The organism is Bacillus sp. 7_6_55CFAA_CT2 (assembly GCF_000238655.1).
GTDB classification, from domain to species: Bacteria; Bacillota; Bacilli; order Bacillales; family Bacillaceae_G; genus Bacillus_A; species Bacillus_A cereus.
This window is the reverse complement of the sequence record NZ_JH414732.1, coordinates 1-924: the sequence shown is the minus strand read 5'-3', so window position 1 is coordinate 924 and position 924 is coordinate 1. Positions and strand designations below refer to the sequence as shown.

Here is a 924-nt window from a genome sequence, read left to right as displayed (position 1 = left end):
ACACGGTTTCAGGATCTCTTTCACTCCCCTTCCGGGGTGCTTTTTCACCTTTCCCTCACGGTACTGGTTCACTATCGATCACTAGGGAGTATTTAGCCTTGGGAGATGGTCCTCCCAGATTCCGACGGAATTTCACGTGTTCCGCCGTACTCAGGATACATTCAAGAGAGAACGAAGTTTCGACTACGGGGTTGTTACCCTCTACGACGGACCTTTCCAGGTCGCTTCGTCTACCTCGTTCCTTTGTAACTCCGTATAGAATGTCCTACAACCCCAAGAGGCAAGCCTCTTGGTTTGGGCTATGTTCCGTTTCGCTCGCCGCTACTTAGGAAATCGCATTTGCTTTCTCTTCCTCCAGGTACTTAGATGTTTCAGTTCCCTGGGTCTGTCTTCCTTACCCTATGTATTCAGATAAGGATACCATACCATTACGTATGGTGGGTTTCCCCATTCGGAAATCTTCGGATCAAAGCTTACTTACAGCTCCCCGAAGCATATCGGCGTTAGTCCCGTCCTTCATCGACTCCTAGTGTCAAGGCATCCACCGTGCGCCCTTTCTAACTTAACCAAACTAAAAATTAAAAAATATGAGCTACACTGTTATCTAGTTTTCAAAGAACATACCATTTGCTATTTAAAATAGCTTTTTGGTGGAGCCTAGCGGGATCGAACCGCTGACCTCCTGCGTGCAAGGCAGGCGCTCTCCCAGCTGAGCTAAGGCCCCAAAATGTATGGTGGGCCTAAATGGACTCGAACCATCGACCTCACGCTTATCAGGCGTGCGCTCTAACCAGCTGAGCTATAGGCCCATACAAATTGCAGGATTTATTTATATCATATCCTCATTTAAGAGTCAACACTGAATTGAACTCTCAAAACTAAACGAAAACGAAACACGGAAACTTATATTGATAAGCAGCGCTT

Annotated in this window: 2 tRNA genes and 1 rRNA gene; all 3 read right to left on the bottom strand. The window is 46.6% G+C overall.

The features are described from left to right. Positions 1–568: ribosomal RNA gene (locus HMPREF1014_RS29165) — 23S ribosomal RNA — on the bottom strand; the annotation flags it as partial. Between the two features lie 80 nt (positions 569–648). Next, positions 649–724: transfer RNA gene (locus HMPREF1014_RS29160), tRNA-Ala, on the bottom strand. An 8-nt stretch (positions 725–732) separates the two neighbouring features. Next, positions 733–809, bottom strand: a tRNA-Ile gene (locus HMPREF1014_RS29155). Positions 810–924: the final 115 nt, after the last annotated feature.